At 74.7% G+C, this 20,315-nt stretch carries 20 protein-coding genes; 10 read left to right on the top strand and 10 right to left on the bottom strand.

What is annotated here, in order from left to right; genetic code table 11:
* Positions 1 to 41: 41 nt before the first annotated feature.
* The gene (locus DK419_RS22785; RefSeq protein ID WP_109961111.1) at positions 42 to 419 is read left to right on the top strand and encodes a hypothetical protein; all 378 of its coding nucleotides are present in this window, start codon (positions 42 to 44) and stop codon (positions 417 to 419) included.
* A 6-nt stretch (positions 420 to 425) separates the two neighbouring features.
* On the opposite strand, the gene DK419_RS22780 is transcribed toward DK419_RS22785, so the two are convergent.
* The 3 genes from DK419_RS22780 to dapB all read right to left on the bottom strand — a co-directional run bounded on the left by DK419_RS22780 (position 426) and on the right by dapB (position 2,713).
* Positions 426 to 770 (bottom strand): CsbD family protein, encoded by a 345-nt coding sequence (locus DK419_RS22780; protein ID WP_109961110.1) that lies wholly within the window; start codon positions 768 to 770, stop codon positions 426 to 428.
* Between the two features lie 477 nt (positions 771 to 1,247).
* Positions 1,248 to 1,871, bottom strand: a complete 624-nt coding sequence (locus DK419_RS22775) for a 2,3-bisphosphoglycerate-dependent phosphoglycerate mutase (protein WP_109961109.1) — start codon at positions 1,869 to 1,871, stop codon at positions 1,248 to 1,250.
* Between the two features lie 44 nt (positions 1,872 to 1,915).
* Positions 1,916 to 2,713 carry a 4-hydroxy-tetrahydrodipicolinate reductase gene (gene dapB / locus DK419_RS22770; RefSeq protein WP_109961108.1) on the bottom strand — a complete coding sequence of 266 codons (798 nt, stop codon included), beginning with the start codon at positions 2,711 to 2,713 and terminating at the stop codon, positions 1,916 to 1,918.
* A 154-nt stretch (positions 2,714 to 2,867) separates the two neighbouring features.
* On the opposite strand from dapB, the gene DK419_RS22765 reads away from it, so the two are divergent.
* Positions 2,868 to 3,899 carry an alpha/beta fold hydrolase gene (locus DK419_RS22765; protein WP_109961107.1) on the top strand — a complete coding sequence of 344 codons (1,032 nt, stop codon included), beginning with the start codon at positions 2,868 to 2,870 and terminating at the stop codon, positions 3,897 to 3,899.
* Here the strand turns inward: DK419_RS22765 and DK419_RS22760 are convergent.
* Positions 3,865 to 4,584: a MarC family protein gene (locus DK419_RS22760; protein ID WP_109961106.1), complete on the bottom strand. Its 720-nt coding sequence runs from the start codon at positions 4,582 to 4,584 to the stop codon at positions 3,865 to 3,867. The two genes, DK419_RS22765 and DK419_RS22760, sit on opposite strands and share 35 nt — an antisense overlap.
* Before the next feature lie 3 nt (positions 4,585 to 4,587).
* The gene (locus DK419_RS22755) at positions 4,588 to 5,334 is read right to left on the bottom strand and encodes a class I SAM-dependent methyltransferase (RefSeq protein WP_109961105.1); all 747 of its coding nucleotides are present in this window, start codon (positions 5,332 to 5,334) and stop codon (positions 4,588 to 4,590) included.
* A gap of 183 nt (positions 5,335 to 5,517) precedes the next feature.
* Here DK419_RS22755 and gloB point away from each other — a divergent pair, with 183 nt between their 5' ends.
* Positions 5,518 to 6,297 (top strand): hydroxyacylglutathione hydrolase, encoded by a 780-nt coding sequence (gene gloB / locus DK419_RS22750; protein ID WP_109961104.1) that lies wholly within the window; start codon positions 5,518 to 5,520, stop codon positions 6,295 to 6,297.
* Between the two features lie 5 nt (positions 6,298 to 6,302).
* Entirely contained in the window at positions 6,303 to 6,740 is a 438-nt protein-coding gene (locus tag DK419_RS22745) for a cupin domain-containing protein (protein ID WP_109961103.1), read from the top strand.
* Positions 6,741 to 6,880: 140 nt separating this feature from the next.
* Here the strand turns inward: DK419_RS22745 and DK419_RS22740 are convergent, their stop codons facing one another.
* Entirely contained in the window at positions 6,881 to 7,954 is a 1,074-nt protein-coding gene (locus tag DK419_RS22740) for an alpha/beta hydrolase family protein (RefSeq protein WP_109961102.1), read from the bottom strand.
* A 286-nt stretch (positions 7,955 to 8,240) separates the two neighbouring features.
* Between DK419_RS22740 and DK419_RS22735 the strand changes: the two genes are divergently transcribed.
* Positions 8,241 to 9,410, top strand: a complete 1,170-nt coding sequence (locus tag DK419_RS22735) for an MFS transporter (protein ID WP_109962453.1) — start codon at positions 8,241 to 8,243, stop codon at positions 9,408 to 9,410.
* A 102-nt stretch (positions 9,411 to 9,512) separates the two neighbouring features.
* On the opposite strand, the gene yddG is transcribed toward DK419_RS22735, so the two are convergent.
* The gene (yddG, locus tag DK419_RS22730) at positions 9,513 to 10,406 is read right to left on the bottom strand and encodes an aromatic amino acid exporter YddG (protein WP_109961101.1); all 894 of its coding nucleotides are present in this window, start codon (positions 10,404 to 10,406) and stop codon (positions 9,513 to 9,515) included.
* A 103-nt stretch (positions 10,407 to 10,509) separates the two neighbouring features.
* On the opposite strand from yddG, the gene DK419_RS22725 reads away from it, so the two are divergent.
* The gene (locus tag DK419_RS22725) at positions 10,510 to 11,160 is read left to right on the top strand and encodes an alpha-ketoglutarate-dependent dioxygenase AlkB (protein ID WP_109961100.1); all 651 of its coding nucleotides are present in this window, start codon (positions 10,510 to 10,512) and stop codon (positions 11,158 to 11,160) included.
* Between the two features lie 125 nt (positions 11,161 to 11,285).
* Positions 11,286 to 12,245 carry a hypothetical protein gene (locus DK419_RS22720; RefSeq protein ID WP_245442642.1) on the top strand — a complete coding sequence of 320 codons (960 nt, stop codon included), beginning with the start codon at positions 11,286 to 11,288 and terminating at the stop codon, positions 12,243 to 12,245.
* Positions 12,246 to 12,375: 130 nt separating this feature from the next.
* On the opposite strand, the gene DK419_RS22715 is transcribed toward DK419_RS22720, so the two are convergent.
* From DK419_RS22715 to DK419_RS22705, 3 genes are all read right to left on the bottom strand, one after another.
* Entirely contained in the window at positions 12,376 to 13,320 is a 945-nt protein-coding gene (locus DK419_RS22715) for a peptidoglycan-binding domain-containing protein (RefSeq protein WP_109961099.1), read from the bottom strand.
* A 48-nt stretch (positions 13,321 to 13,368) separates the two neighbouring features.
* Positions 13,369 to 15,207 (bottom strand): sensor histidine kinase, encoded by a 1,839-nt coding sequence (locus DK419_RS22710; RefSeq protein ID WP_109961098.1) that lies wholly within the window; start codon positions 15,205 to 15,207, stop codon positions 13,369 to 13,371.
* 163 nt (positions 15,208 to 15,370) lie between these two features.
* A complete protein-coding gene (locus tag DK419_RS22705; protein ID WP_245442641.1) occupies positions 15,371 to 15,601 on the bottom strand; it encodes a heavy-metal-associated domain-containing protein in 231 nt (76 codons plus the stop codon).
* A gap of 200 nt (positions 15,602 to 15,801) precedes the next feature.
* On the opposite strand from DK419_RS22705, the gene DK419_RS22700 reads away from it, so the two are divergent.
* The 3 genes from DK419_RS22700 to DK419_RS22690 all read left to right on the top strand — a co-directional run bounded on the left by DK419_RS22700 (position 15,802) and on the right by DK419_RS22690 (position 20,253).
* On the top strand, positions 15,802 to 17,460 hold the full coding sequence (locus DK419_RS22700) for an EAL domain-containing protein (RefSeq protein ID WP_109961097.1): 1,659 nt from the start codon (positions 15,802 to 15,804) through the stop codon (positions 17,458 to 17,460).
* Between the two features lie 89 nt (positions 17,461 to 17,549).
* Positions 17,550 to 19,232 carry an adenine deaminase gene (gene ade, locus DK419_RS22695; protein WP_109961096.1) on the top strand — a complete coding sequence of 561 codons (1,683 nt, stop codon included), beginning with the start codon at positions 17,550 to 17,552 and terminating at the stop codon, positions 19,230 to 19,232.
* 115 nt (positions 19,233 to 19,347) lie between these two features.
* Positions 19,348 to 20,253 carry a TIGR01459 family HAD-type hydrolase gene (locus tag DK419_RS22690; RefSeq protein WP_109961095.1) on the top strand — a complete coding sequence of 302 codons (906 nt, stop codon included), beginning with the start codon at positions 19,348 to 19,350 and terminating at the stop codon, positions 20,251 to 20,253.
* The last annotated feature ends 62 nt before the right edge of the window (positions 20,254 to 20,315 follow it).

Below are 20,315 nucleotides of genomic sequence, written 5' to 3'. Positions count from 1 at the left end.
CCGGCCGCGTTCGTCGAGGAGGAGCGGATGAGGAGGTCGTCGTGAGATCCGCCCGGCTGTCGGTTCCGCTCGCCCTCGGACTGCTCGTCGGGCCCCTGGTGGGGCCGCTCGCGGCGAGCCCGTCCTCGGCGCGAGCCGAGGGACCTCCGACCTTTTCCCTGGCGAAGGCCTGCGCGCTCGAAGACCGGCCCGGGCCGTACGCCTCCCGGGCGAGCGAGCGAGGCTGCCTCGCCGACGAGCGCGCCGCGCGGCGCACCCTGCGGCGGCTCTGGCCGACGTACCCGGCCTCCGACCGCGGCAATTGCCGGGCCGAGAGCGAGATCGGCGGCACGCCCTCCTACGTCGCGCTCCTCACCTGCCTGCAGCTCGAGGACGGCACGCTGCCACGCGAGCCGCCCCCGCTGTCGCAGGTGCGCTGAAAGCCCTCAGCGGCGGCCGTGCACCAGGAGCGCGAGGCCGTAGCCGGCAGCGCCCGCGAGGAGCAGGGCCAGCAGCGGGGTCTCCTCCATGGCGTGCGTCACCGTGCGGGCGCCCTGCCGGGCACCGTGGCGACCGCGCTCGTAGGCGTCCTCGGCGTAGTCGACCGCGGTGTCGGCCGCGTCGCGCAGCGCGTCGCGGGCTTCGCCGGCGAGGTGCTCGCCGCGCCCCTGCGCCTCGCGGAAGCGGCCCTCGACCTGCGCGCGGCGATCCCCCACGAGGTCGCCGACGGCGGATTGCGCCTTGCCGCCGATCTCGCGCGCCGCGCCGGTGATGCGATCCGTATCGACCATCTGTCTCTCCCTTGCCGAGCCGCGGACGTCCGGGGGCCGCACCGGTCGCGCCCCCCGACGACAGGTGGGACGGATAGGCATCGCGGCAATGGCCCCGGCCGCATTCCCGGCGGAACGGGCGTCGCCGCGCTTGCGGGAATCGGGCGGTGCGGGAGTCGCCGCGCGGGAACGAAGCTCCGCAGGCCGCAGGACTGGCACGCGCCCTGGAAACTCTGCAGGCGCGCGGCAGGGACGAGCGCGTGGTTCCAGGCCAGGGGATCGTGCAGGACCTCGCCCCCGTGGTGGATTTGCGAGGTCCGGCCGGAGCTGGAAGCCCGGGAAAGCCCCGATTCTACGCTATTCAGGCCGTCGCAGAGACGGGGCGATGCGGGATCCCCTCCTTCGACGGAGAGGATCCGGCCCCGGATCGACCATCGACCGGACCGATCCCTCGCGCTCCCCGCGACGGATCGGGCGCGAGGGCCGGCCGCCCGCCGCTCAGTCGCAGTCGAGGACTTCCTTCGCGGCGACGGTGGTGTCGTCCTTCAGGCGGTAGACCAGCGGCACGCCGGTGTGGAGCTCGAGGCCCGGGATCGTCTCGGTGGTGAGCCCGTCGAGCACCATCACCAGGGCGCGGAGCGAATTGCCGTGGGCCGCGACCAGCACGCGCTCGCCGCGCATCACCCGCGGCAGGATCTCCCGCATCGTGTAGGGCAGCACCCGGGCCACGGTGTCCTTCAGGCTCTCGCCGCCGGGCGGGGGCACGTCGTAGGAGCGGCGCCAGACATGGACCTGCTCCTCGCCCCACTTGGCGCGGGCATCGTCCTTGTTGAGGCCCGACAGGTCGCCGTAGTCGCGCTCGTTCAGGGCGGCGTCGGCGTGGGTCGGCAGGCCGGACTGGCCGAGCTCCTCCAGGATCAGCGCGCAGGTGCGCTGGGCCCGGGTGAGGTCCGACGTGAAGGCGACGTCGAACTGAACGCCCTTCGCCTTGAGCCGCCGCCCGGCCGCCCGCGCCTCCTCGACGCCGAGCTCGGTGAGCCCGGGGTCCTTCCAGCCGGTGAACAGGTTCTTCAGGTTCCACTCGCTCTGGCCGTGGCGCGCGAGGACGAGAAGACGCTCCATGATGCGTGTCGCTCCGTTTCAGGGGAAAGGTCAGGGGTAAGGGGTCAGAGGCCCAGCACGTCGTCCATGCCGTAGAAGCCGGGCTCGCGGGATCGCGCCCAGAGGGCGGCCTTCACGGCGCCGGCGGCGAACAGGCCGCGGTCGCTCGCCAGGTGGGTGAGTTCGATGCGCTCGCCGGCGCCGGCGAAGATCACGCTGTGCTCCCCGACGACGCTGCCGCCCCGCAGGGTGGCGAAGCCGATGCTGCCGGGCTCGCGCGGGCCGGTATGGCCGTCGCGCACCGCGACCTTGCGCTGCTCGAGCGCGACGTCGCGCCCTTGCGCCGCCGCCTCGCCCAGCAGGAGGGCGGTGCCGGACGGCGCGTCCACCTTGTGGCGGTGGTGCATCTCCAGGATCTCGATGTCGTACTCGTCGCCGAGCGTCGCCGCGACCTTGCGCACGAGCCCGGCGAGCAGGTTGACGCCGAGCGACATGTTGCCCGACTGGACGATGCGGGCGTGGAACGCCGCCGCCTTGAGCTTCGCGAAATCGTCCGGCGACAGGCCGGTGGTGCCGACCACGTGGACGATGCGGGCCTGGGCGGCGAGCTCGGCGTAGAACACCGTCGCGGCCGGGGCCGTGAAGTCGAGGACGCCGTCGGCCTCGGCGAAGGCCGGCAGCGGATCGTCGGTGACGGGGACGCCGAGCGGCGGCAGTCCGGCGAGCACGCCGGCATCCTGGCCGAGCGCCGGCGACCCCTCGCGCTCGATCGCGCCCGACAGGGTGCAGCCCTCGGCCTCGGCCACGGCCTGGATCAGCATCCGCCCCATGCGCCCGGAGGCGCCGACGACGACGAGACGCATGGCGGTCATGCTCCTGGTGCGGGCGGTTCCGGACCGACCGCCTCCACGGCCTCGTACAGGGGCGGGCGGGTGCTGCCAAGGCGACCCGGGGGATATGCGCGGGACCGCCGATGCGCCATCTTCTCCCGCACTGCAGCATGGCGCCGGAGATCCCATGGCCTTTCGGTTCGTTCCCGGGCGCGCCACCCGCCGCGCCGCCACCGGCGCGGCGCGGATCCTGCGCGCCACCGCCAAGGCGAACGCCGCCGCGGCCCGCCGGACCGGCGCCCTGATGCGGCAGGGCTCGGAGACGCTGCGGACCGAGGAGCCGGAGCACCGGCCGCTGGGCCGCCTCATCGAGGTCGACGGGGTCAGGGTTCACGCCATCGTCCGCGGACGGGGCCGGCCGGTGGTGCTGATCCACGGCAACGGCACCATGGCGGAGGACTTCGTCATCTGCGGGCTGGTGGAGCAGCTGGCCAAGTCCTACCGCGTCATCGCGATCGACCGGCCCGGCTTCGGCCATACCGAGCGGCCCCGGCACTGGGTCTGGACGGCGCAGGCCCAGGCGCGGCTGATCGGGCACGTCCTGCGGGAGCTCAACGTCGAGCGGCCGGTGGTGGTCGGCCATTCCTGGGGCACCATCGTGTCGCTGGCGCTGGCGATCCACGAGAGCGTCGACCTGCGCGGGCTGGTGCTGCTCTCCGGCTACTACTATCCGGGCCGGCGGGCCGACGTGGCGCTGATCGCGCCGCTCGCCGTGCCGGGCCTCGGCGACGCGGCGCGCGCCCTTGTGCCGGGGGCCGTCGGGCGGGCGATGGCGCCGCAGGTCTTCCGCCACGTGTTCAAGCCGCAACCCGTGCCGGCGCGATTCACCGCGCGCTTTCCCGTCGCGCTGTCGCTCTCCGCCACGCAGAGCCGGGCGAGCGCCGAGGACACCGCGAGCATGAACGCGGCGGTCGCCCTGATGCAGTCGCGCTACGCGGCCCTGCGCCTCCCGGTGGCGATCCTGTCGGGCGATGCCGACGCGGTCGTCGATCCGGCCGAGCAATCCTGCCGCCTGCACGCCGAGGTCGCGGGCAGCACCCTGACCCTGCTGCCGGGCCAGGGCCACATGATCCACTACGCGGCCAAGGCCCGGATCGTGCGGGCGGTCGACGCCCAGATGGCGCTCACCGGTCGAACCCTGGCTTGGCGTTCGCGATGAGGGGCCCGAGCACGTCGGTGACGCCCGTGAGCGTGATCTGGGTGCCGACGCAGAGGAGCAGGAAGGCCGCGAGCCGCCCGAGCACCCGGGCCCGGGCGTGGCCGAGCCGCTCCACCAGCCGGTCGGCGGAGGCGTAGGCCAGGAGCACCATCAGGGCGATGACGAGCGAGGCGGCCGACGCCCCGGCGAGGTAGGCGATCCGGTCGGCGTCCCCGTCCGGCCGCCCGGCGCCGAGGGCGATGGCCACCGCGATGGTGCCCGGCCCGGTGGTGAAGGGCAGCGTCAGGGGAAAGAACGCGATCTCCGCGAGCGCGGCCGGCTCGGGGCCGTCCTCGCTGCCCTGGACCGTCTCGGCCTGGGCGGTCTTGCGGGCCTCGCGCTGCTCGGGCGCGGCGAGCAGGTTCCAGGCCTGCGCCGCCACGACGAGGCCGCCGGCGATGCGGAGCGCCGAGAGCGAGATGCCGAAGAAGCTGAGCACCGAGGCGCCGGCCCAGAGCGAGACGAGCATCACCGCCGCCGCGTAGACGCCGATGCGGCGCGACAGCCAGGTGCGCTCGGCGTGGCTGCGGCCGGCCGTCACCTGCGCGAAGATCAGCGCCGCGCCGGGCGGGTTGACGATCGAGAACAGGGCCGAGAAGGCGAGGAGGAAGCTCTGCAGCGCGGCATCCGCGCCCGGGAACGGCATCGTCTACGCGCCTCCTGGCACGGGGGCGGGCACCGGCACCGGCGCCAGCACCCGGGCGCGCAGCCGCGAGGCCTTGCGCGCCTGGACCGCCACCGGGCGGTGGAGCTGCTTGCCCGCCTCGACCACGTGCAGGCCGGCGAAGGGCAGCGACAGGCCGGTGCCGACCCGCTCCCAGGCGCTCGCGGTGCGCAAGGTCAGCCAGCCCTCGACGGGCGGCACGTAGAGGGTCTCGGCCCAGTCCTCGGGCGAGAACAGCGTCTCGCGCATCAGCCGGCCGAGCTGCGAGCGGCTGTAGGGCTGGCCGTGGCCGAAGGGCGTGGCGTCCCGCCGCGCCCACAGGCCGCGGCGATTCGGCACCGCCACGATCAGCCGGCCGCCGGGGGTCAGCACGCGCCAGACCTCCTGCATCAGCTCGGCCGGGCTCTCCACCGCCTCGATGGCGTGGATCAGCAGCACCCGGTCGAGGGCCGCATCGGGCAGCGGCATCATCGTCGGGTCGACGAGGCAGGAGGTCGAGCGGCCGGAGCCGGGCCAGGCCGTCACCCCCTGCGTCGCCGGCATGAAGGCCAGCGTCCGCTCGGCCGCGTGGCGCACCGGGCCGAGATACGGCACCGCGTAGCCGAGGCCCATGACCCGCAGGCCCGAGACCGAGCCGAGCATGCGGTGGACCGTGCGGCCGACGAGCCGCTGCGCCACCGCCCCGAGGGGGCTGGCGTAGAAGGCGCGCAGGTCGGTGACGTCGAGGCTCATCGGATCTCGGGACGTGCGGCGGGGGCGCCGCCTGCGGTGATCAATGGGGAGTGGCGCGAAGCGCGGCAAGGCGTCAACCCGAAAGCCCGCCCGCGCATGCCCGGCTAATCGCCGGATCCCGGTCGCGCGGGACCGGAGCCGCCCTATCTCCCGCCGGAAGAGAGCCCATCGAGAGGTGCCGCCATGCCCGAGATCCGCCCCGAGATCCGCACCTTCCCGTGCCGGAGCGACAATATCGGCGTGCTGATGCGCGACCCCGAGACCGGCGCCTGCGCGGCGATCGACGTGCCGGAGGCGGCAGCCGTGCTGCGCGCCCTCGACGAGACCGGCTGGCGCCTCACCGACATCCTGGTCACCCACCGCCACGGCGACCACGTCGAGGGCATCCCGGAGGTCAAGGCGCGCACCGGCGCCCGGGTGACCGCCCCGGCAAAGGCCGGCGGCGCGGTGCCGCAGGTGGACGCCACGGTGCGCGAGGGCGACGTCGTGACGGTGGGCTCGCTCGCCGCCGCGGTCTGGGAGACGCCCGGCCATTGCGACGACCACGTCACCTACTGGTTCGAGGAAGCCGGAATCGCGTTCGCCGGCGACACCCTGTTCACGCTGGGCTGCGGGCGGGTGCTCGAGGGCCCGCCCCAGGTGCTGTGGCGCTCGCTGGCGCGCTTCCTGCCCCTGCCGGACGAGACCGTGATCTATTCCGGCCACGACTACGTCCTGTCGAACGCGAGCTTCGCGCTCGCCGCCGAGCCGGAGAACCGGAACCTCAAGGACCGGGCGGCGCTCGCCGAGACGGCCAAGGCGGAAGGCCGCTTCCTGGTGCCGACGACGCTGGGCGAGGAGAAGGCCACCAACCCGTTCCTGCGCGCCACCGAACCGGCCCTCGCCCGCGCGGTCGGGATGGAGCCCGGCGCCGATCCGGCGGCGGTGTTCACGGCCTTGCGCGAGTGGAAGAACCGGTTCTGACGACGATGCAAAACCTGACGGCAGCCGAGGTCGTGCGCCTGCTCGACCTCAAGCCCCACCCGGAGGGCGGCCACTATCGCGAGACCTTCCGGGACCCGCGCGAGATCGACGGGCGCGCCGCCTCGACGGCGATCTACTACCTCCTCGACATCGGCGAGACGTCCGAGTGGCACCGGGTCGACGCCACGGAGGTCTGGCTCTGGCACGCCGGGGCGCCGATGGTGATCACGACGAGCCCCAACGGCCACGACGCCGAGGCGCGCCACCTCGGCCCCGACCTCGCGCGGGGCCAGCGGCCGCAGATCGTGGTGCCGGCCGGACACTGGCAGACCGCCACCAGCCTCGGCGCCTGGACCCTGGTGAGCTGCACCGTGGCGCCGGGCTTCCGGTTCGAGGGGTTCGAGATGGCGCCGCCGGACTGGCGGCCGATGCCGCGCGGGTAGGGTTCGGGCGTGATCGCCTCGGGGCCGGGAGGCCGCTCAGGGTGTCGGGCGGACGGTCCCGGTCGTCAGCTGCCGGCGATGGGCTCAGGGCCGTCGGTCGGAGGCCGCGCGCAGTCCCGTCTCGACGCCGCCGCCAAGCTTCAGGCGCGCCGCTTCCTGGCCCATTGCCGCGCGTCGACCTGGAACGGCGTCGGCGCCGCGGCCAGGATCGGCTTCCAGGTCGCGCTCCAGTCTTCGAGGGGTACGGGATCGGACTTGTGGACGAGGTCGAGGAAGGCGAGCCCGACCTCGGCGGTGGCCCGCTTCACCAGGGGGTTCAGCGGTCCGCCGTTCCGCAGCGAGCGGTCGGTGAAGACGCTGTGCGAACCACCCTGGAACACGACCAGCGTCTTCTGCGGGGTTGGAATCGCCGCGTAGACGTCGAGGCGGTCCTGGACCGGCGAATACCGGCCCGGGATGCGGATCGTGTCCTCCGTCGCGGTGACATGGAGCGTGGGGACGTCGACCGCAGCGAGGACCGCCGGGAGGTCGGCCTCGCCGTAGAAGGGCGGTGCCGAGATCACGATGCTCGCCGTGAACCGCGGGTCCCGGAAGCCCAAGGGCTTCCCGTCGCGGATCACCTGGGCGCCGGTGAGGATCAGGGTCGTGTTCGCCCCGAAGGAATGCCCGGCCGCGACGATGCGCGTGCGGTCGATGGCGGCGTGGAAGGGGCCGTCGCGCTGCAGCAGGCGGTCGAGGCCGAAGCTCACGTCCCGCGTCCGTTCGATGGCCTCGCGCTCGTCCGCCGCGCCGCCGAGGCGGTCGAGGAGCATGATCGGGTTGCCCTGCCACAGCGACTCGTCGCTCCCGACGTGCTGGATGTGGAGGCTGGCGGTCCCGTGCGCCGACCAACCCTCGCCGAGGTAGCTGTAGCCTTTCCGGGAGCCGCCGAGCCCGTGGGAGAAGACGATCAACGGGACCGGACCTTTCCGGGCCGAGGCGGCCGGCCAGTAGAGCCGGGCCGGCACCGCGCGGTCGCGGGCGGCGTCGACCCATTCGAAGTCGATCACCCGGGCCTCGTCGGAGGCCGGCAGCGCCAGGGCCGGCCGGCCCGGGAGCAGGCTTCCGGCACCGGCCGCCAGCATCATGGCGCCGAAGCGGCGGCGGTCGAGGCCACGCGGCGCTGCCCCGGTGGAGGCGAGCGGCTGGGACGGAGCGGCGTCGACGATGGCCATGGATGTCTCGCGGGAGCGCGGCTGTCGGATCGGACCAGCCAGAACCTTGTGGCCAGGTTTTGACGCTCGCGGGCCCGGTCGGATGTGTTCCCCCGCACGGTCGCGAGCCCCGATCGCGGCCCCTTGCGGACGTCCGAGGCGCCGCCGTTGAGGGTCCGGATGGGGGGTTGAGCGGAACCTCCGGGATAGCGGGCGGCCCCGGTCGAGCCCGCGCGGAGATCGGCCATGCGTGCGGCACGGGCTCGGCGCCGTGCTTTCGCCGGGCGGTGTGCGTATGCCCCGTGCGATGAATGTCGTCCCGACCACCGCCCCGGTCGCGCCTGCCGCCGCGCTCGCGGAGCGGAACGCGAGCCGCCTCGTCTTCCTCATCGCGGGCCTGTCCCCCGCCGCGTGGGCGCCGATGGTGCCCTACGCCAAGGCGCGGGCCGGCCTCGACGACGGCGCCCTCGGCCTCCTGCTCCTCGGCCTCGGCCTCGGCTCGATCATCGCCATGCCCGTCGCGGGCGCGCTGGTGACGAGGTTCGGCTGCCGTCGGGTGATCGTCCCGGCGGTCGCGATCATGGGAGCGGCGCTGCCGCTGCTGGGCGTGCTGTCGGGCTTCACCGGACTCATGCTGGCGCTGTTCCTGTTCGGGATCGGGGTCGGCGCGCTCGACTGCGCCATGAACGTGCAAGCCATCCTCGTCGAGAGGAGGACCGCCCGGCCGATCATGTCCGGCCTGCACGGGCTCTACAGCGTCGGCGGCATCGTCGGGGCGGGTGCCGTGAGCGGCTTGCTCGGCCTCGGCGCCTCGCCGCTGCTGGCGGTGCTGTGCGTGGTCGTGGCCTTGTGCGTGGCGCTGGGTCTCGCCTGGCCGAACCTGCTGACCGACGGATCGGCCAGCGGAGCACCGCTCTTCGCGGTCCCGCGCGGGCCGATCCTCCTCATCGGCGCGCTCTGCTTCGTGGTGTTCCTCGCGGAGGGGGCGATGCTGGATTGGAGCGCGGTGTTTCTCACAACCGAGCACGACCTCGACGCTGCCTGGGGCGGCCTCGGCTTCGCCGTCTTCTCGGTGGCGATGACGGTCTGCCGCCTGACGGGCGACGCCATCGTGGCGCGGCTCGGCCGCACGCGGGTCGTCGTCGCGGGCGCCTTGGTCGCGGCGGCCGGTCTCGGGCTCGCCACCCTCCTGCCTTCGGTCGTCGCGACCATGCTGGGCTTCGCGCTGATCGGAATCGGCTGCGCCAACATCGTCCCCGTCCTGTTCACCGCCATCGGCAACCAGAGCGCCATGCCGGAAGGCGCGGCGGTCGCCGCCGTGACGACCCTGGCCTATGCCGGAATCCTCGTCGGCCCCGCCGGGATCGGGTTCGTCGCGTCCGCGTCGAGCCTCTCGGTCCCGCTTCTCATGCTGGCCGGGATGCTGATCCTGGTCGCCGCGACCGCACCTCGGGTCCTGGTGCCGGTCGATGGGTAGCCAGAAGTTCGCGACGACCGGCGCGACGTCAGGAAAGTCCGAGTTGTGCCGGCAGAAGGCCGTCGGATGGGCGCGTCGGCCGGGCCCGATCACGGAACCCCGCTACGTCCCGCCGTCCACCACCGTCTCCCGGCTCCCGCCACCCCGCGTCGCTACCAGCGCCCCCGCCACGATGAGCCCGCAGGCGAGCGCCAGCGACCCCGTCGCCGGCGCGTAGCCGGCGGCAACGAGGATCAGGGTCGAGAGCACCGGGGCGGCGTAGGAGCCGACGCCGAGGAGGCGGATGTCGCCGCGCTTCACGCCGATGTCCCAGAGGTAGAACGCCGCCCCGACCGGCCCGAGGCCGAGGCCTGCGACCGCGGCCCACTGCGCCGCTCCGTGCGGCCACACCGTCCGCTCGAGGGCGAGGTGGCAGGCGAGGCTGAGCGCCGCGGTGGCGAGGCAGAAGCCCGCGACCGCGTCGGTCGGCACCGCCCCGACTTGGCGCGACAGCACCGAGTAGCCCGACCACAGGAAGGCGCAGGCGAGAGCCGCGGCATAGCCCGGCAGGGCGCTCGCCTCGAAGCTGAGCGCGCCGCGGCCGAAGAACAGCGTGACGACGCCGGCCAGGCCCAGGAGCGCGCCCGCGAGGTGGGCCGCCCGCAGGCCCCCCTCCCCCGGCAGCAGGGCCGAGAACAGCACGATCAGGAGCGGCCAGAGATAGCTGATGAGCCCGGCCTCCGCCGGCGGAGCGAGGCGCAGGGCCGCGAAGTAGAGCGCGTGGTAGCCGAACAGCCCGACGATCCCGAGTGCCCACACGGCGGGCGGCTGGCGCAAGGCGGCGAGGCCCACGGGCCGCAGGATCCAGCTGGCGCAGCCGAGGAGTCCGCCGACCAGGAAGGTCATCGCGGCAAGCTGGAACGGCGGCACCGCCCCGGAGGACGCGGTGAACAGGGCGAGCAGCGACCACAGCAGGATGGCGCCGGAGCCGGTCAGGGTGGCGGTGCGGACGGTCATGGCGGGGTCGCTCCCGGAGATGCCCGAGCTTACCATGGGTGATCTGCCGACCCGCCGCGAAATCGGGTAGGAGGCGGGTCCCGCGCGTCAAAGGATCGCCCCCCTGATCGAACTCGCTCCCGGCCTGATCCACCACCCGGGCTACCTCGACGCGGCGGCGCAAGCGGCGCTCGTCGCCGACCTCGCCGCGATCCTGCGCGAGGCGCCGCCCTTCACGCCCACCATGCCGCGCACCGGCAAGCCGTTCTCGGTCCGGATGTCGAATTGCGGCCCCCTCGGCTGGGTCTCCGACCGGGCCGGCTACCGCTACCAGGTGGCGCACCCGGAGACCGGCCGGCCCTGGCCGGCGATGCCGGCGGCGGTGATGCGGGCCTGGCACGACCTCGCCGCCTGCCCGGCGGAGCCCGAGGCCTGCCTCGTCAACCTCTACGGACCCGGCACCCGGATGGGGCTGCACCAGGACCGGGACGAGGTGGAGTTCGACGCCCCCGTCCTGTCCCTGTCGCTCGGGGCGACCGCCCTGTTCCGCTACGGCGGCCTGGAGCGCAACGCCCCGACCCGCTCGGTGCGGCTCGCCTCCGGCGACGCCCTGGTGATCGGCGGGCCCTCGCGGCTGATCTTCCACGGCGTCGACCGCATCCTGAGCCCCGACCTCCTCGCACCGGCCGCGGGGCCGGCGCTGCCCGCCGCGGTGCCGGCGGGCGGGCGCCTCAACCTGACCCTGCGACGCGTCTCGGCGATCCGCCGCGCTTGACAGACCGGCCCGGGCGGCCGACGCATCCGCGGAAACGCGCGATGACCGCCCTTCACGGGCGGCGTCGACGAGAATCCCGATGGCCGCCCGATCCCGGGCACCTCTCACGAACCGAGACGAGTCCGATGCCGACGAGTCCCCTGTTGCTGCGCGCCCTGGCGCTCCTCTCCTTCGCGGTCGGCCTGCCGGCCGGGGCGCTGGCGGCCGATCCGGTCTACCCGCCGGGCTCGCGGTTCGGCTTCGAGCCGGCCAAGGAGATGGTGGTGTCGCGCCGCTTCACCGGCTTCGAGCGGACGGGCGGCGGCGCCACGGTCTCGGTGGTCGAGCTGCCGGCCCAGGCCTACAAGGACCTCACCGCCAACTTCACCGACGAGAACCTGAAGAGCCAGGGCCTGGTGGTGAAGACCCGCGAGACCCTGAAGCTCGCCGACGGCCGCGAGGGCCTGCTGTTCACCGGCGAGCAGCCGATCGAGCAGCCCCCCGGCGCGCCGGCCCTGCACAAGTGGGTCTTCCTCGTCTCCGACCCGACCGTGACCGGCATCGTCATCGGCCAGACCCTGCCCGGGGCCGAGGCCGACGACGCGATGCGCGCCATGCTGACCAGCGTGCGGGTGCGCCCGGCGCTCACCATCGACCAGCAGGTCGCGGCCCTCCCCTTCCGGGTCACCGAGACCGCGGGCTTCCGCCCGGTGCGGGTGCTCGGGGGCAACTCGGTGCTCTACACCGACGGCCCGAAGGACCAGATGGCGAACCTCGAGCAGCCGATCCTGGTGCTGGCCGAGGCGGTGCAGCCGGCCCCGCCGGCCGACCAGCGCGACGCCTTCGCCAAGGCCGCCCTGTACTCGAACCAGACGATGAAGGACTTCGCGATCGAGCGCTCGCAGAGCTTCCGCCAGAACGGCGCCGACTGGCACGAGATCGTCGCGCGCGCCGTCGACGTGCCCTCGGGCACGCCGGTGGTGGTGTCCCAGACCATGCGCTTCCAGCCCGACGGCTATTTCCGCGCCGTCGGCGTGGTGCGCGCGCAGGACCGCGAGGCGACGCTGCCGCGCTTCCGCAAGGTGGTGGACGCCATCGCGTTCTGAGGTGCCGCGTCGAGAGGCCGTTCCGTCTTCCGGCACGCGGCCGGTCTCTCATACCCTCGCGCATCGGCGCCGATGCCCGTCCGGGCTTGGCCAGCGCCTCCGAACGGGTCCGCTTGAGGGCGCGGCGGGATCACTCCGGCTTCAGCCCCGACCGCGCCTCCAGTTCCTGCAGGGTCCGGCGCGCCACGCTGGCGCCGGGCAGGCGGCGCTCGCGCTCGAAGCGGGCGAGCGCCGCGCGGGTGGTCGGGCCGGCGATGCCGTCGACGTCGAGCGGGCCGTAGCCGAGCTTGATCAGCGCGCGCTGCGCGTAGGCGACGGACTTGTCGGGCTTCGGTCCGGAGGCGGGTGCCGCGGCGTGGAGCGCGGTGGCCTTCGGCTCCGCCGCCTTCGCCTCCCGGACCGGCGGATGGGGAGCGGCCTTGCCGGCGTGATCGCGGGGCGCCGCCTCCCTGACCGGCGCATCCCTCCCCGACGCATCCTTGGCCGGCACCGCCTTCGCGGCCTTCGACGGGCCGGCCCTGCGGTCGAGCGCGGCGGTGGCGGGGTCGTCGCCGTGGATCAGCGCGCCGATGCCGTCCGGCTTCGCGGCCCGGGACGGCGCGTCGCCCGGCCCGCGCGCCGCATCGGCCCGGATGTTCGTCGCGGGCGCGGTCGCCGCCGCCGTCTCGGCCGCCGGCTGCGGGCCCTTGCCGGCGAGCCCCTTCTCGGCCGTTCCCTTCTCGGGCGACGCCTTGGCGAAGAGCGGCGCCGGGTGGCGGCCGGTCTGGAAGCTCAGGGCATTTGCCGCCACCGCTGCCACCGCCCCGAGGACGAGAAGGCCGCCGACGATGCCGGCCGGGTGGCGCATCAGCCGGTCGGCCCGGCCCCGCAGGCGGTCGAGCGGGCCGGCGGGCCTGGGCCGGGTGCTGCCGGCAGCGACGCGGGGCGGGCGCGGGGCGCGCGGAGCCGCCCGCGGGCGCGGCGCCGGCCGCGCCTCGGCGGCCAGCGCCACGTCGGGATCGTGCCGACGAGCCGACAGCTCGTCCGATCGACGAGCCGAGAGCTCGTCGCGTTGCCGGGCCGGCGCCTCGGACATCGTCTCTCCTTCGGGCTTCGATCGTTCCACCTGGGGGCGGGCCACGGGTCAGCCGGTCAGCCGCATCGCGGCGGGGGCCTCGAGCGCGACGGCGGCGAGGGCACTGGTCCGGATCGGCACCGGGCCGCCCGGGACCGAGCGGCCGCCGCGGCAATCGAGCGGCAGGGTGACGACCACCCGGGTGCCGCGGGACGGGCCGCTCTCGACCGTGAGCTCGCCGTGGTGCAGCCCGACGAGGCCGCGCACCACCGAGAGCCCGAGGCCGGTGCCCTCGTGCGGGCGGCCATAGGCGGCGCCGGCGCCGAGCCCGGCCTGGAAGAACGGGTCGCCGAGGCGCGGCAGGTCGGCCTCGGCGATGCCGATCCCGGTATCGACGACCGCCATCTCGACCCGGTCGAACACCCGGCGCACCGAGAGCACCACGTCGCCGCCACGCGGCGTGAACTTCACGGCGTTCGACAGGAGGTTGATCAGCATCTGCCGGCAGGCGCGCGGGTCGGCCGTGACCTCCGGCAGGTCGGCCGCCACCTCGCGCCGCAGGCGCACCCCGCCCTGGTCGGCGCGGATCTGCATCAGGTCGCAGACGCCGTGGGCGAGGCCCGCGAGGTCGAACGGCTCGGGCACGTAGTCGAAGTTCCCGCTCTGGATCCGCGACATGTCGAGCAGCGCGTTGACCACCTCGAGCAGGTGCCGGCCGGAGGAGTGGATGATCCCGGCATATTCCCGCCGCCGCTCGGGGCCGAGCGCCAGGGTCCCTTCGGCCTCCAGCATCTCCGAGAAGCCGATGATGGCGTTGAGCGGCGTGCGCAGCTCGTGGCTCACGGTGGCGAGGAAGCGGCTCTTGACCTCGTCGGCGCGCTCCGCCGCGGCCCGGGCCTGGTCGAGTTCCTCGGCCCGGCGCCGGTGCTCGGAGACATCGCGGGTCACCGCCACCACGGCGGCCTCGCCGATGGCGGCCGGCACGCCCTCGCCGGGCACCCGGTGGGCCCGCATCTCGGCCCAGATCACCCGGCCGGTCTCGCCCGCCTCCCCGGCGGCGTGGAGCCGGAACTGCACCGTCACCGGCTGCGCCTGTCCGGCCGCGGCGCTGAGTGCGGTCAGGAAGGCCGGCCGGTCGGAGACGTGGACCCGGTTGAACAGGCCGCGCCCCTCGAGGGCGTCCGGCGTCGTCCCGGCGAGCGAGCGGGCGGCGGGGCTCGCCTGCAGCACGCTGCCGTTGCGGTCGTGCCAGGTCACGAGGTCGTCGATGGCCTCCAGCAGCAGGGCGTCGCGCAGGGAGGCGGCGGTCAGCCGGTCGCTCCAGCGGCCCTCGCGGCGATGGTGCTCGAGGGAGAGCGCCAGCACGTGGCAGATCGCCGTGATGGCGAAGACCGGCATCGCGAGCGCCGCCGGCCAGGCGAAGAAGCCGAACCCTGATGCGGGCTCGATCACCGCGACCGCCACCGCCCCCAGCATGGCGAAGCCCGCCGCCACCAGGGCGGCCCGGTGCGAGCCGGCGAGCAGGGCCTCGACCGGGATCATCACCAGCCAGATGCTCGCCGCCGAGGACGGACCGCCGGTCAGGCTCGCCAGGCACACGACGAGACCGGTGAGCGAGGCCGAGGACAGGCCGTGGGCGAGCGTCAGGTTGCCGGTGCGCGCCAGCAGCAGGGCCGCGACGACCGGCAGCACCAGGCAGGCGGCGGCCGCGGCCTCCACCAGCGTCGGAACGCCGCGCCACAGCAGGTAGGGCGGCAGCATCGCCATCAGCACGGCGCCGGTGGCGAGGCGGGAGATCAGGAACCGCTCGTGGCGGGCCCGTTCGGCCGGGTCGCCCGCGGCGGAATCGTGGACGAGGCCCGCCAGGCGGGCATCGATCAGGGACGCAAAGGCACTGTTGATACGCACACCGCCACGCCAGCGCGGGAGACCTCGCGGCCCCGGCGCCCCTACACTGCGAACTCCCGAAACCCTCGCAGAGGCGGCTTAAACGAACGTTAGAGCGCGGGGCGCCCGGGAGAACCGTCCACGGCCGATCGCACCGGCCGGTGGTGTCGTCCCGTCATGCGTGTCAGCCGGTCATGGCCTCGGCGTCGTAGCCGGCGCGGCCGAGCGCCTGGGCCACGTCGAGGGCCTGGGCGTCGGTGACGACCGCGACCCGGCCCGCGTCGAGGTCCACGCTCACCTGCGCCGCCGGGTCGAGGCGCTGGATCGCCTTCGTCACCGCCGCGACGCAGCCCTGGCAGGTCATGCCCTCGACCTTCATCAGCAGTTCCATCCGCTCGCCGGCCCGATCCGTCATCGCCTCGCTCCATTCCCGATGCGGCGCACCAGGGCCGCGCAAGCCATCTCGGTTACTGCGGCACTTCGGACAAGGGCGCCGCGAAAACCGTGGGCAGCCCGTGGCGGTGTCTTGCGGGTATTCGGCGCCTCGGCGACAACCGGGGTCACGGCCGGTGTCCGCGGAACCCGGCACGTCCTCGACGCGTAAGAGGAATCGCCATGGCCCTCAAGTCCGGCCGGCGCGCCGGTGGGTCGTCGGCGCCCCGGATCGCCCTCAGCCTCTCGTGCCTCCTGGCGGGCGGGCTCTGCCTCGCCGTCGCCTTCCTGTCCGCGCCCGTCCTCGGGGCGGTGGCCGGGGTCGCGCTCGCGGCGGCCGCCCTCGCGGGCGTGGCGACGGTGCTGGCCCTGCGCCGCTCCGCCCGCCTCGCCGGCCAGGTCGAGACGCTGTCGGGAGAGATCGACCTCCTGTCGCGCCGCCTGCTGACGCTCGAGCAGCGGGAGGCACCGGCCGCCCCGAGCGCCGGCCTGGAGGCCGGCCTGTCGGAGGTCACGGCCGAGATCGGCCTCCTCGGCGGCATCGTGCGCGAACTCGCCATGGCGGTGGCGGCCCAGGACGAGGACCTGACCCTCCTGAAGGGCCAGCCGGGCGCGGCGCCCGCGGCGCCTGCTTCCTTGCACCCTGCCTCCTTGCACCCTGCCCCCTTGCAGCCCGCTCCCCCGGCCCAGGCCCCGCCCGCCTTCGCGCCGGTCCAGGCGATGCCGTCCCAGTCGGTGCCGGCTCAGGCGGCGCCCGCCTCCGTGCCGCCGGCCTACGCCCAGCCCGCCTATGCGCCGGCCCATGCTTCGGCGCCTCAAGCCGCCCCTTTGCAAGCCGCCCCTCTGCAAGGCGCTCCTTCGCAATTCGCTCCGCCGACGGCCGCCCCGCCCCTGCCGGTCGAGCCTGCGGACGCATCCCCGGTCGCGGCGCGATCGGCCGCCCCCTGGGCCTCCGACCCGATCCTGCCGCGGGACGCCGTGCCGGCGCCGCGCCGGCCCTTCGTGCCCGAGCCCGCCGCCGCGCCCCGTTCGGAGGCCGAGATCCTGGCGGCGTTGTCGCAGGGGCTCGAGGTCCACCTGCAGCCGATCGTCAGCCTGCCGCAGCGCAAGGTGGCGTTCTACGAGGCCCTGGCGCGCCTGCGCGTCGGCGACGCCCTCCTGGCGCCCTCGGACTTCCTGCGGGTGCTGGAGCGGCACGGGCGCACCACCGAGCTCGACCGGCTGATGCTCGCCCGGGTGACGGCGATCGGCCAGCACCTCGCGAACCGGGGCAGCGAGACCCCGGTCGCCTACGCCCTGTCGCCGGGCTCGCTGTTCGAACCGGGCTTCCTGCGGGCGGTCTGCCGCCTCATCGACCTGCACCCGGAGCTCGCCGGCCGGCTGATCCTGGCGCTGCCGCAGCGCAGCTGGCGCAGCCTCGACGCCGAGCAGTCGAGCGCGCTCGCCGCCCTGCGCGAGCGGATCGGGCTCGCGGTCGACCGGGTCACCGAGCCGCGCCTCGACGCCGCGGCGCTCTCCGTCCGCGGGGCGAGCTACGCCAAGGTCGACGTCGAGACGCTGCTCGGGGAGCACGGCGCGGCGCTCGCCCACACCCTGGCGCGGGCCGGGATCCGGCTGGTGGCGGAGGGTGTCGAGCGCGAGGCCGACGTGCCCGACCTGATCGACCTCGACCTGCCGCTGGCGCAGGGCTCGGTGTTCTCGCCGCCCCGCGTGGTGCGGCCCGAGGTGCTCTCGCCCCCCGCCCCGCCGCCGCCGGAGCCGGCCCCCGAGCCGACGCCGCCGGCCGACGAGCCCCCGCCGGTGCGCCGCGCCTTCCGGGACGTGCTGCGCCGGGCGGTCTGACGGCGCGGTAGCGGCGCGCGCCGGGGCCGCTTAGCATCGCGTGACCCCTCGCGGCGGATCGCGGGGGCCTCGCAGCAGAAAGGCCCCCGATGTCGGACCTCATCGCCCGCCGGATCGCCCAAGGGGCGGGCCGGGAGCCCGCCGACCTGGTGATCCGCGGCGCCCGCCTCCTCGACCTCGTGACCGGCGAACTCGTCGAGACCGACATCGCGGTCTGCGGCGACACGGTGGTGGGCACCTACGGCAGCTACCAGGGGGCGCGGGTGATCGAGGCGGGCGGGCGCATCGCCGTGCCGGGCTTCATCGACACCCACCTGCACGTCGAATCCTCCCTCATCACCCCGCACGAATTCGACCGCTGCGTGCTGCCCCACGGCGTCACGACGGCGATCTGGGACCCGCACGAGCTCGCCAACGTGCTCGGGACCGCCGCCTTCGACTACGCGCTGGCGGCGTCGGGCGAGACGGTGATGGACATCCGGGTCCAGCTCTCCTCCTGCGTGCCGGCGACCGACCTCGAGAGCGCGGGCGCCCGGATCGAGGCCGCCGACCTCCTGCCCTACCGCGACCATCCCCGGGCGCTGGGCCTGGCCGAGTTCATGAACTTCCCGGGCGTGGTCGCGGCCGATCCGGCCTGCCTCGCCAAGCTGGCGGCCTTCGCCGGTCGCCCCGTCGACGGCCACGCGCCGCTGCTCTCGGGGCTGGCCCTCAACGCCTACGCGTCCGCGGGCATCCGCACCGACCACGAGGCGACGAGCGCCGCGGAGGCGCTGGAGAAGATCCGCAAGGGCATGACGGTGCTGATCCGCGAGGGCTCGGTCTCGAAGGACCTGCACGCCCTCAGCCCCCTCCTGACCGAGCGCACCGCGCCGTTCCTCGCCTTCTGCACCGACGACCGCAACCCGCTCGACATCGCCGAGGAGGGCCACCTCGACCACCTGATCCGCACGGCGATCGCGCTCGGCGTGCCGCCGCTCGCCGCCTACCGCGCCGCCTCGCTCAGCGCCGCCGCCGCCTTCGGGCTCGCCGACCGCGGGATGATCGCGCCCGGCAAGCGCGCCGACATCGTGCTCCTCGACGACCTCGAAGCCTGCGCCGTCGCCTCGGTGATCTCCGCCGGCCGCCTCGTCGACGAGGCCCTGTTCGCCGCCCGGTCGGTCACGCCGCCGCCGGGTCGGGGCAGCGTGCGGGCCGAGCCGGTCACCGCCGACGACCTCGCGGTGCCGCTGCCCGCGGGCGAGACCTCGGTCATCGGCGTGGTCGCGGGCCGCATCATCACCGAGCACCGGCGCCTGACGCTCGACGGCGTGCCCGACCCGGGCCAGGACGTCGCGATGGTCGCCGTCGTGGCGCGCCACGGCACGACCAGCATCGGCCGCGGCCTGGTCCAGGGCTTCGGGCTCCGGCGCGGCGCCATCGCCTCCTCGGTCGGGCACGACAGCCACAACCTCTGCGTCGTCGGCGCCGATCCGGACGCCATGGCGCGGGCGGTGAACCGCCTGATCGCGCTTCAGGGCGGCTTCGTCGTCGCCGACGGGACCGGGATCCTGGCCGAGCTGGCGCTGCCGATCGCCGGCCTGATGAGCGACCTCTCCTTCGAGGCGGTGCGCGACGCCCTGCCCCCCTTGCGCGACGCCGCGCGGCGGCTCGGCTGCACCCTGCCCGAGCCGTTCCTGCAGGTCGCCTTCCTGCCGCTGCCGGTGATCCCGCACCTGAAGATCACCGATCGCGGCCTCGTCGACGTCGACCGGATGGCGTTCGTCCTGCCGTAGCCGTCGCGCCGTGACGACGTATTGTAAACGATTTCACGAGGCCGTTGCGTTCGGGGCGAACCGCCTATAAGCCCGGGACGGCTTTCCGCTGCGGCGCAGCGAGGGGAGAAACGGCATGGCCGAGATGGTTCGCGCGGCGCATCCGGGCGAGGTCGCGATCCTGGACGGGATCGCCGGCATCGCCGACGGGTTCGACCTGATCCTGTGCGACGTCTGGGGCGTGCTGCATGACGGGATCCACGCCCACCGGGCGGCGGCCGAGGCGCTGACGCGCTTCCGCGCCCTGCCGGGCGGGCGCCCGCGCCGGGTGGTGCTGGTCTCGAACGCACCGCGGCCGGGCAGCGCCGTGCAGGCGCAGCTCGACGGGTTCGGCGTGCCCCGCACCGCCTACGACGCCATCGTCACCTCGGGCGATCTCACGCGACGCCTGATCGCCGAGCGGGCGGGGGCGCCGATGTTCCATCTCGGGCCCGACCGCGACCTGCCGGTCTTCGACGGCCTCGATCTCACCCGCTCCGGCCCGGACGAGGCCGCCCACGTCGTCGTCACCGGGCTCCTCGACGACGAGGTCGAGACGGCGGCGGATTACCGCGCCCGGCTCGAGCCCTGGGCGGCCCGCGGCGTCACGCTGATCTGCGCCAATCCCGACCTCGTGGTCGAGCGCGGCGAGCGGCTGATCCCCTGCGCCGGCGCCGTCGCGGCGCTCTACGAGGACCTGGGCGGCGAGGTCGTCTACGCGGGCAAGCCGCACGGTCCGGTCTACGAGGCGGCGCTGGCGGCCGCGGACGCGATCGAGGGCGGCGCTCCCCTCCCCCGCGACCGGGTGCTCGCGGTGGGGGACGCGATCCGCACCGACGTCGCCGGCGCGCGGGGCTTCGGCATCGCGTCGCTGCTGGTGGCGCGCGGCATCCACGCCGAGGAGCTCGGGGTCGCCGCCGGCGCGCCGATCGGCGACATCGCGCACTGGCTCGCGGCGCAGGCCGTGCACCCGGACGCCGTGATCGACCTGCTGCGCTGGTAGGGCACGCGGGAGAACCGGGGCCTTGCGGCGATCCGCACCCCGGCTCGTCCCGTCACGATCGC

It is taken from the genome of Methylobacterium terrae (assembly GCF_003173755.1).
Taxonomy (GTDB): Bacteria; Pseudomonadota; Alphaproteobacteria; order Rhizobiales; family Beijerinckiaceae; genus Methylobacterium; species Methylobacterium terrae.
The sequence above is the reverse complement of the archived record's forward strand: the minus strand, read 5'-3'. Positions and strand labels throughout refer to the sequence as shown.

What these genes read in the sequence shown, in the direction of transcription:
- DK419_RS22780 (WP_109961110.1), bottom strand. Translation starts at nt 770, where the DNA reads ATGGTCGATACGGATCGCATCACCGGCGCGGCGCGCGAGATCGGCGGC.
- DK419_RS22775 (WP_109961109.1), bottom strand. Translation starts at nt 1,871, where the DNA reads ATGGAGCGTCTTCTCGTCCTCGCGCGCCACGGCCAGAGCGAGTGGAAC.
- dapB (WP_109961108.1), bottom strand. Translation starts at nt 2,713, where the DNA reads ATGCGTCTCGTCGTCGTCGGCGCCTCCGGGCGCATGGGGCGGATGCTG.
- DK419_RS22765 (WP_109961107.1), top strand. Translation starts at nt 2,868, where the DNA reads ATGGCCTTTCGGTTCGTTCCCGGGCGCGCCACCCGCCGCGCCGCCACC.
- DK419_RS22760 (WP_109961106.1), bottom strand. Translation starts at nt 4,584, where the DNA reads ATGCCGTTCCCGGGCGCGGATGCCGCGCTGCAGAGCTTCCTCCTCGCC.
- DK419_RS22755 (WP_109961105.1), bottom strand. Translation starts at nt 5,334, where the DNA reads ATGAGCCTCGACGTCACCGACCTGCGCGCCTTCTACGCCAGCCCCCTC.
- gloB (WP_109961104.1), top strand. Translation starts at nt 5,518, where the DNA reads ATGCCCGAGATCCGCCCCGAGATCCGCACCTTCCCGTGCCGGAGCGAC.
- DK419_RS22745 (WP_109961103.1), top strand. Translation starts at nt 6,303, where the DNA reads ATGCAAAACCTGACGGCAGCCGAGGTCGTGCGCCTGCTCGACCTCAAG.
- DK419_RS22740 (WP_109961102.1), bottom strand. Translation starts at nt 7,954, where the DNA reads ATGGCCATCGTCGACGCCGCTCCGTCCCAGCCGCTCGCCTCCACCGGG.
- DK419_RS22735 (WP_109962453.1), top strand. Translation starts at nt 8,241, where the DNA reads ATGAATGTCGTCCCGACCACCGCCCCGGTCGCGCCTGCCGCCGCGCTC.
- yddG (WP_109961101.1), bottom strand. Translation starts at nt 10,406, where the DNA reads ATGACCGTCCGCACCGCCACCCTGACCGGCTCCGGCGCCATCCTGCTG.
- DK419_RS22720 (WP_245442642.1), top strand. Translation starts at nt 11,286, where the DNA reads ATGCCGACGAGTCCCCTGTTGCTGCGCGCCCTGGCGCTCCTCTCCTTC.
- DK419_RS22715 (WP_109961099.1), bottom strand. Translation starts at nt 13,320, where the DNA reads ATGTCCGAGGCGCCGGCCCGGCAACGCGACGAGCTCTCGGCTCGTCGA.
- DK419_RS22705 (WP_245442641.1), bottom strand. Translation starts at nt 15,601, where the DNA reads ATGACGGATCGGGCCGGCGAGCGGATGGAACTGCTGATGAAGGTCGAG.
- DK419_RS22700 (WP_109961097.1), top strand. Translation starts at nt 15,802, where the DNA reads ATGGCCCTCAAGTCCGGCCGGCGCGCCGGTGGGTCGTCGGCGCCCCGG.
- ade (WP_109961096.1), top strand. Translation starts at nt 17,550, where the DNA reads ATGTCGGACCTCATCGCCCGCCGGATCGCCCAAGGGGCGGGCCGGGAG.
- DK419_RS22690 (WP_109961095.1), top strand. Translation starts at nt 19,348, where the DNA reads ATGGCCGAGATGGTTCGCGCGGCGCATCCGGGCGAGGTCGCGATCCTG.